Source organism: Bacteroidales bacterium, assembly GCA_018334875.1.
Lineage (GTDB): Bacteria > Bacteroidota > Bacteroidia > Bacteroidales > UBA12077 > JAGXLC01.
Genome location: JAGXLC010000190.1, coordinates 1 through 7,919 on the forward strand (window position 1 = coordinate 1; position 7,919 = coordinate 7,919).

A 7,919-nucleotide genomic window follows, 5' to 3' on the forward strand; every position below is an offset into this window, starting at 1 on the left:
AAAAGACAGCAATGCCTCCTGCATAAACTGCATAGAATTTCGAGGAACCGAACAAATATTCTCCTTTCTTTCTGTAATCAAAATTTTTGGTTTGGATATATCTTATGTCGCTGCCGATTATATTAATATCCTGCTTGGAATGGGCTGCCCTGACGCCAGTTGTAGTATCCCCTTCCCCTTTGGCCACATTCAATGTCATTGGCTGAGTTTGCATCGTACGGAAATTTCCGGTACCGGGATCAAAATAAGACATGGCAATGGAAGGAATGCGATAATCTCCGGCATGTCGGGGAATAACAAGATACTCTATAATTTTGTTGCCGGTGGCCCCGGATTCCGAAACATCGATATCGGAAGAAACTTTGGGATCATAGATCTCCAGGGCAGGAGGAAAATTCACCCTGGGAGCTTCAAGCACCTTAAGATTGCCGTTACCCGAAATATTGATCTTCAAAGTCACTCCTTCGTTTGTTTCTACAGAATTCTTATTCAGAGAAGCCTGCATGTTAAAGGAACCCACACCTCCTGTAAAGTCGTCGGGTTCATCGGAAGGAAGTGACTTGACATTAATCCGGACCGGCTCGCTTTTAATCGAAACCCTTGCTTTTTTATATGAGCCGAAGAAATCATCAAAAACGCTGCGCGATTCGTCTTCCACCTTTTTCCGCACGATACAATCCACTTCAAAAGGTTTTAGTGTGATACTTCCGGATTTTTGAGGAAACAGCAAATACTTTTTCAACACTCCCGTACCATATATTTCCCCATTCACATTTTCCTTTTCCAGTTGACGTAAAGGCTGGGTTTCAATCTCCTGTTTGTAAAAATTTTCAAAATCCGGAAAATTCACTTTTTCCAGCCCGGATATATTCAATTTTGAATACAGCTTGATGGTGGCCACCAACGGTTCTTCACGGTAAACATTGCTTTTATTGACCAATACCTTAACAAACAGATCATCCCTCCCGGACTTTGCTTCCTCACCCTGTTTGCTGCTTTGCTGCCGATCGGCTTGTCCGCTCTTTTGCCCTGCAGATGATCCATTCCCGTCAATAACCTCAATCTGAACAGGATTGGATTCATAAGTTTCCCCATCTACCCTGATGGTTGCAGGAGGAATGGTAAATTCCCCGGTTTCATCGGCCTGAAGAACATAAGTAAATTGAAGCCGGTAATTTTTGGTCATCTTACCGTTAACAACACTCACATTGGTACTTGACGAAGTACTCGGCCCTGCAAGGACGGTAAAATGCCGTAGATCCGGCGAGCGAAAATCTTCAGCTTCCGTATTGATGGTATAGGTTAATCGGAACTGCTGCCCCACTTTCACTGCTCCGGGGGCTTCGCCGGTAAATTTCACATCATCCGCAGCAAGTTGTCCCGTCACAAAGGTTAATAAAAATAATATCAAATGCTTCTTCATCCCGTATCCATTTACCAGTTCTTAGCTGATTGGGCACTTTCAGCCTTTTCTTTTTTCTTTTTCAGCTTTTTTTGAAGCTGTTTTTCATCATTTTCCAGAGCCTGTAACAACCGCCGGGCATCCTGTTTTGAAATACGATTCTCCTGAGGTTGTTGTTTTCTCTCCTGTTTATTCTGATTTTGTTCTTGTTGCTGATTCTGCCGGTTCTGTTGATTCTGGTTTCGGTCCTGATTTTTTTTATTATTCTGGTTGTTCTGCTGATCTTTATTCTTTTGCTGCTGCTGTTGCCTAAGCTTTCTTAAAGCATGAGTCAGGTTATGCTTGGTTTCAATATCATCAGGATTCAGTTTCAACGCATTTTTATAAGCTTCAATGCTTTCCTTTAGCTGATCGGAATTGAAAAGGGCATTGCCCAGGTTGTGATTGGCATTGGCCAGCTTATCATCCGACAAATCTCTATTGGTAAGGGAAGAAAATTTTTGGGCGGCCTCTTCATATTTGCCTTGCTTATAAAGGGCATCACCCATATTGTATACAGCTTTGTAAGAATTGGGTGAATGCTCAGCAGCTTTTCTATAATTAATTTCAGACTGGGTATATGCTTTTTCTTCAAAGGCATCATTGCCTCTTCGGATAAACTTCCTCTCACTCTGAGAAAATCCATACGTACTTAAAAGCATCATCATCAAAATGACAGAAACCTTCCTGACCATAATCATTTCCTTATTTTAAACAAATTAAACTTCATAAACCGTTGGTTTTTCCTTTCAAGCACCAACAAATCAGCAAAGAGAAATATCAAAGCAATAGCGATCAGGTATTGAAACCTGCTTTGATAATCGGTATATACTTTTGATTCTATTTCCTGCTGATTCATCTTGCTTATCTCTTCAAAAAGCTCATTCAAACCCGTGCGTGCATTGCTGGCATGAATATAGATTCCATTTCCCTGTGCCGCAATCTTTTCTAAAGTTTCCTCATTCAGTTTGCTCACTACAGCATTACCTTGCTGATCCTTCTGATAAACCGTGGCACCATTTTCCTCCCTCAATGGGATAGGCGAACCGCTGGGATCGCCCATGCCGATCGCATGAACTGTAATGCCTTTCTCTTCTGCCTCCCGGGTAACCTTCATAACATCACCTTCATGATTTTCTCCGTCTGTAATGATAATCAAAGCTTTATCCATTTCACTTTCTTCATCAAAAGAACGAATGGCCAGCTCAACGGCCGAGCCAATCGCCGTACCTTGTCTGGGCACTATATCCGTATTGATGGCTGACAAATACATCTTCACTGCGGAATAATCCGTAGTCAAAGGTACCTGTACATATGCATCACCTGCAAAAACGATTAACCCGATCTTGTCATTGCTCAATTGATCCACCATTTTTGAAATGGCTCTTTTTGCCCTTTCCAGTCGATTTGGCTCAATATCTTCTGCCAGCATGCTATTGGAAACATCAAGGGCAATCATTACTTCAACGCCTTCCCGTTTTACTTTTTCCAGCCTGGAGCCAAACTGCGGGTTGGCAAGTGCAAAGATCACTGAAGTCAGGGCAAGAATTAAAAAGATGAATTTAAGTACCGGACGGAAACTCGATACAAAAGGCATCAGATGGGAAATAACTCCCCAATCGCCAAATTTTTTCAAAGCCCGTTTTTTCCCATACCTCCCAATCAAAAAGATAACAATCAGTACGGGAATGATAATCAAACCATATAAAAACTCACTATTTCCGAATTTAAACATACTACAATCCCTGTTTATGGTATACTTCGCATTAAAGTTGATTTTGAAACGATTTCAATCAGTAATAATATTCCTGCAATCAGCGCAAAACCCAGATATTCTTCACTCTTCTCACTGAATTCTTTAACCTCGATCTCAGATTTTTCCATCTCATCTATCTGCTGATATATGCTCTTCAGTTTCTGATTGTTCGTAGCTCTGAAATATTCTCCTTCGGTTTCAGAAGCAATTTGCAGAAGTACATCTTCATCTATTTCCACCTTCATGTCTTTATACCGCACACCATATGGTGTGTTTACAGGATAAGGGGCTTCCCCGTGGCTCCCCACGCCGATAGTATATACGCGTATATCAAAGGTTTTGGCGATTTCGGCGGCAGTGGCAGGAGCAATCGAGCCCATATTGTTCACTCCGTCGGTAAGGAGAATGACTACCTTGCTTTCGGTTTCACTCTCCTTCATCCTGTTCACGGCTGTAGCCAGTCCCATCCCGATGGCCGTCCCGTCCTCAACCATACCGCTCTCAATGTCCTCAAAGAGATTCATTAATACAGTATGATCAGTGGTGAGAGGACACTGGGTGAAACTCTCCCCACTGAAAACCACCAGTCCTATCCGGTCATTGGGCCTGCCCTGAATAAACTCTTTGGCAATTTCCTTGGAAGCCTCCATACGATTGGGGTTAAAATCCCTGGCAAGCATGCTGCTTGATATATCCAGTGCAATCACGATGTCGATCCCTTCAGTCGTAACATCTTTCCAGTTTTCTGAGGCCTGGGGTCTGGCCAGTGCCATAAACAGCAAGGCAATGGCAATGACCCGGAAAGCAAACAGTACATGGCGCATGTAATATTTCAAAGAAGGGTTCGAACCCTTGAATCCATTAATGCTTGAAATTTGAAGACTTGCCTGGGAGGATTTGTTTTTTAATATATACCATACCACCACAGGCACGAGCAGTAGCAGTAAAAAAAGAAATTCCGGATTGGCAAAAGTGATATCTCTCATCATGTCTCTTCTCCTTCTGTTTTATCATCCGTTAAGGTATCCGTCCCTCTTTCTGAAGAATTTGTTGCTTCGCTTTGCTCAGCAATGTATTTGGTCTGGTCCACAAACTCATAGGCAAAATCCAGACATTGTTCATTTTCTGAGGGATTGGGTACCATTTTGGCAAATTTCACAAGATCACTTAACCTTAATGTATCTTCCAGCCTGTTATATAAGTTCTCATCGGAAAAATCACTTTTCTGCAACGAATCCAGTATCTCACCTGTTGTGCGTTCAAGGGTTTTTATCCCGTAACGCATCCACAGGTAAGTTCTCAATATTTCAGAAAGCCTTGAATAGTAAAGCTTAACCTTATCCTTTTGCCAGAGTTTTTCTTCTTTAAGTTTGTCGAGCTCCCGGCGGGCATAAACATGAGCAGGTTCTGCAGGTTTTCTTGAGGCTATAAGCGGTTCTCTCCTCCTCCATTTTTTGATGATATAATAAACCAGCCATCCAAGCAGGATCAATCCCAGAATACCTGCAATATAAGGCAAAGCTTCCATGAATGTAACCGGTGCTCCGAAAGGCGGCTTGATGTCAAAAATATTTTGGGTAGTATCAACTCTCACAGCTTGCACGCTCATAGCTACAGGTGAAGTTTCCACGCTTCCCTGGCGCCCATCGTAGGTGTATGGAAATCTCAGGGAAGGAAGATCAACCTGCCCTGTATCAAAGGAAGTGACCAGAAATTGCTGGCGAACCCCGATACTGTTTCCATCAAGGTTTACCGTATCCCTTTGGGAAGACTCCAGGATTTCAATTGCAGGAGCAACCTGTTTTTCTATGTCGGGGAAAGAGACTCTGGCACCTTCCGGCTGAATAATGTTAAGATTCAGATGAATCTGATCACCGATCAGTATTTTATTGGTGTCCAGGGTAGCTTCGGCCTGAAATGACTGGGCATTCACAATACCCCAGGGCATTAACAGAAGGAATAATCCCGAAAAAATCAACCTGTACCATTGTCTGCTTATGATATAACGCATTTTCGTTCTCCTCTTATCTCCTTTTAAATAAACCAATGAGCGGTTTCACGTAATCCTCATCCGTAGCAATGGAAGTATAATCCACCCCCGCCTGGGAAAATGTCGTCTTTATATTTTGAGAAGTTGTGTTCCACCAATGATGAAAAGCTTTTCTGATCTTTTTACTGGAGGAATCCACCCATACATACTCCCCGGTTTCAGCATCTCTCATCTTTATCAGACCAACAGGGGGAAGCTCGGTCTCTCTCTTGTCGTATATCTGTAATCCAATGATATCATGTTTGTTGTTTGCAATACGTAAAGACTCCTCATAATTCATCCGGTAAGTGTCAGGATCCTGATCGAAAAAATCAGAAATGACGAATGCCGTACATCTCTTCTTTATGGCATTTGTAAGATATTTCAGGGATTCAGAAATATCTGTCCTGCTGCTTTGCGGCGTAAATTCAATTAGTTCTCTGATGATCCTCAGGATGTGCTTCCTTCCCTTCTTCGGTGGAATAAACTTCTCTATGCCATCACTGAACAAGATCACGCCAATCTTATCATTGTTCTGGATGGCTGAAAAAGAGAGAACAGCACTGAGTTCCGTAATGAGGTTCTTCTTAAGCTGAGTTTGAGAACCAAAAACCCTGGAGTTGCTAACATCCACAAGAAGCATTACGGTAAGCTCCCGTTCTTCTTCATATATCTTAATGTATGGATGATTAAAGCGAGCCGTTACATTCCAGTCAATATTCCGTATATCGTCGCCATATTGATACTCCCTGACCTCACTGAATGACATGCCCCTTCCCTTGAAGGCGCTGTGATACTCTCCGGCAAATACATTTCTGGATAGTCCCCTCGTTTTGATCTCAATCTTTCTTACCCGCTTAAGCAGTTCTGTTGTTTCCAAAATATCTCTATCTTTTAATGCGGGAGGTTTTTATTGTAAAAAACCAATCCCGCTTTTTCAGTTCAATCAAATAATTGTGTTCCTCATCAGGCGCATAATCAATCCAGGTCTGATCTTTCCGGTACTGATAATTCTCATTTAAACTGTCAATTATACCTTTCAGCAGAGAATAATCACACATCAGCCTGGTATACACACATACCCCCTCATCTGAGAGTATAAAAAGCTTGGTTTTTGTGTTGTCGTCATTTTCAAACTTCAGGTAATGATATTCATCGGTACTAACTTCTTTGGTAAAAGATAATCCCTTCTCCGATTGCTGCATTAAGGTCTTGATTTCTTCTACCGTTTTTCCGATAAAATGCTGGCCAAACCCAAACGATAGAAAAACAAACAAGATACAAAAGCATATCAAAAAAATCTTCTTCATGATATCCGGGATTATATGTTACGCGGAGCTATACTAAGGCACTTCGATGGTATTCAAAATTTCAGTAATGATGTCCTCACTGGTAACATTTTCCGCTTCCGCTTCATAACTAAGCCCTATTCTGTGCCGAAGCACATCATGACACACCGCCCTTACATCTTCCGGTATCACATATCCTCTTCTTTTAATGAAAGCATAGGCCTTGGAAGCTATGGCAAGGTTGATACTGGCTCTTGGTGATGCACCATAGCTGATCATCAGCCTGAACTTTTCCAACCCGTATTCATCGGGCATCCTGGTGGCAAAAACTATATCCAGTATATATTTTTCAATCTTTTCATCAATGTAAACATCTTTTACCACCTGCCGGGCTTTGATGATATCATCAGGACTCACCACCTTACTGGCTTCGGGAAACTGTTTGGACAAATTCTGACGGACGATCAGTTTTTCTTCGTCCATAGCGGGATAAGTAATTACTACCTTCAACATAAACCGATCTACCTGGGCTTCAGGCAAGGGATACGTCCCTTCCTGCTCAATGGGGTTTTGGGTAGCCATTACCAGGAAAGGTTCATTCAGTTTGAAGGTCTCCTCTCCTATGGTAATTTGCCGTTCCTGCATGGCTTCAAGTAAAGCACTCTGAACCTTGGCAGGGGAACGGTTGATTTCATCAGCCAGTACAAAATTGGTGAAGATAGGTCCTTTTTTCACCATAAATTGTTCTTTCTGCTGACTATAAATCATGGTTCCCAGTAAATCGGCAGGCAACAGATCCGGAGTAAACTGAACCCTGTTGAATTTGGCATCAATCGCATTTGACAATGTACTAATTGCCAAAGTTTTTGCCAATCCGGGCACTCCTTCCAGCAAGACATGTCCGTCGGAAAGCAAACCCACCAGAAGACTTTCCAAAAGATGCTTCTGGCCCACTATCACCTTATTCATCTCCATATTGATCATATCCACAAATGAACTCTCATTGCGGATACGCTCATTTAACTCTCTCACATTAACCGTTTGATCCATATTAAAATTTTTCTCAAATTAAAAATTTTTACTACAGAAATGAAAGCATTTCTGTTTCTCAATAATAGAGCTTTATTTTGTTAATAAAGGTTAAAGTAAATTAAGTTTTATTAAGGTATACCCCAAAATTCTTAAAGGTTTCAAGTTCAGAGCGGGGGAGATTTTATTAGTTTTGTACCTTACCGGGCAAGTTTTACCAAAAAAGCAAGAATTTGACCGGTAAGGTACTAAAATTAACGGATTTTGGCAGTAAGATATTTCATCCGGCTCGCTTTCAAAGGCACGAATTACCATGGTTGGCAAATCCAGGCCAATGCCGCAACCATACAGGAAACAATTAATAAAGCCCTAAGC

At 41.8% G+C, this 7,919-nt stretch carries 8 protein-coding genes; all 8 read right to left on the reverse strand.

The annotated features are described in order from the left end of the window. A partial coding sequence (locus KGY70_13775; protein ID MBS3776258.1) for a protein BatD occupies positions 1-1,423 on the reverse strand: 1,423 nt, incomplete at its 3' end. A gap of 11 nt (positions 1,424-1,434) precedes the next feature. Beyond that, complete coding sequence (locus KGY70_13780; protein ID MBS3776259.1) at positions 1,435-2,136, reverse strand: tetratricopeptide repeat protein; 702 nt, start codon at positions 2,134-2,136, stop codon at positions 1,435-1,437. 2 nt (positions 2,137-2,138) lie between these two features. Next, complete coding sequence (locus tag KGY70_13785; protein ID MBS3776260.1) at positions 2,139-3,176, reverse strand: VWA domain-containing protein; 1,038 nt, start codon at positions 3,174-3,176, stop codon at positions 2,139-2,141. Positions 3,177-3,190: 14 nt separating this feature from the next. Beyond that, positions 3,191-4,174 (reverse strand): VWA domain-containing protein, encoded by a 984-nt coding sequence (locus tag KGY70_13790; protein ID MBS3776261.1) that lies wholly within the window; start codon positions 4,172-4,174, stop codon positions 3,191-3,193. Positions 4,175-4,182: 8 nt separating this feature from the next. Next, positions 4,183-5,208 carry a hypothetical protein gene (locus KGY70_13795; GenBank protein ID MBS3776262.1) on the reverse strand — a complete coding sequence of 342 codons (1,026 nt, stop codon included), beginning with the start codon at positions 5,206-5,208 and terminating at the stop codon, positions 4,183-4,185. 13 nt (positions 5,209-5,221) lie between these two features. After that, entirely contained in the window at positions 5,222-6,106 is an 885-nt protein-coding gene (locus KGY70_13800; protein MBS3776263.1) for a DUF58 domain-containing protein, read from the reverse strand. 7 nt (positions 6,107-6,113) lie between these two features. After that, on the reverse strand, positions 6,114-6,536 hold the full coding sequence (locus tag KGY70_13805) for a hypothetical protein (protein MBS3776264.1): 423 nt from the start codon (positions 6,534-6,536) through the stop codon (positions 6,114-6,116). A gap of 33 nt (positions 6,537-6,569) precedes the next feature. Further along, a complete protein-coding gene (locus KGY70_13810) occupies positions 6,570-7,565 on the reverse strand; it encodes an AAA family ATPase (GenBank protein MBS3776265.1) in 996 nt (331 codons plus the stop codon). Between the last annotated feature and the right edge of the window lie 354 nt (positions 7,566-7,919).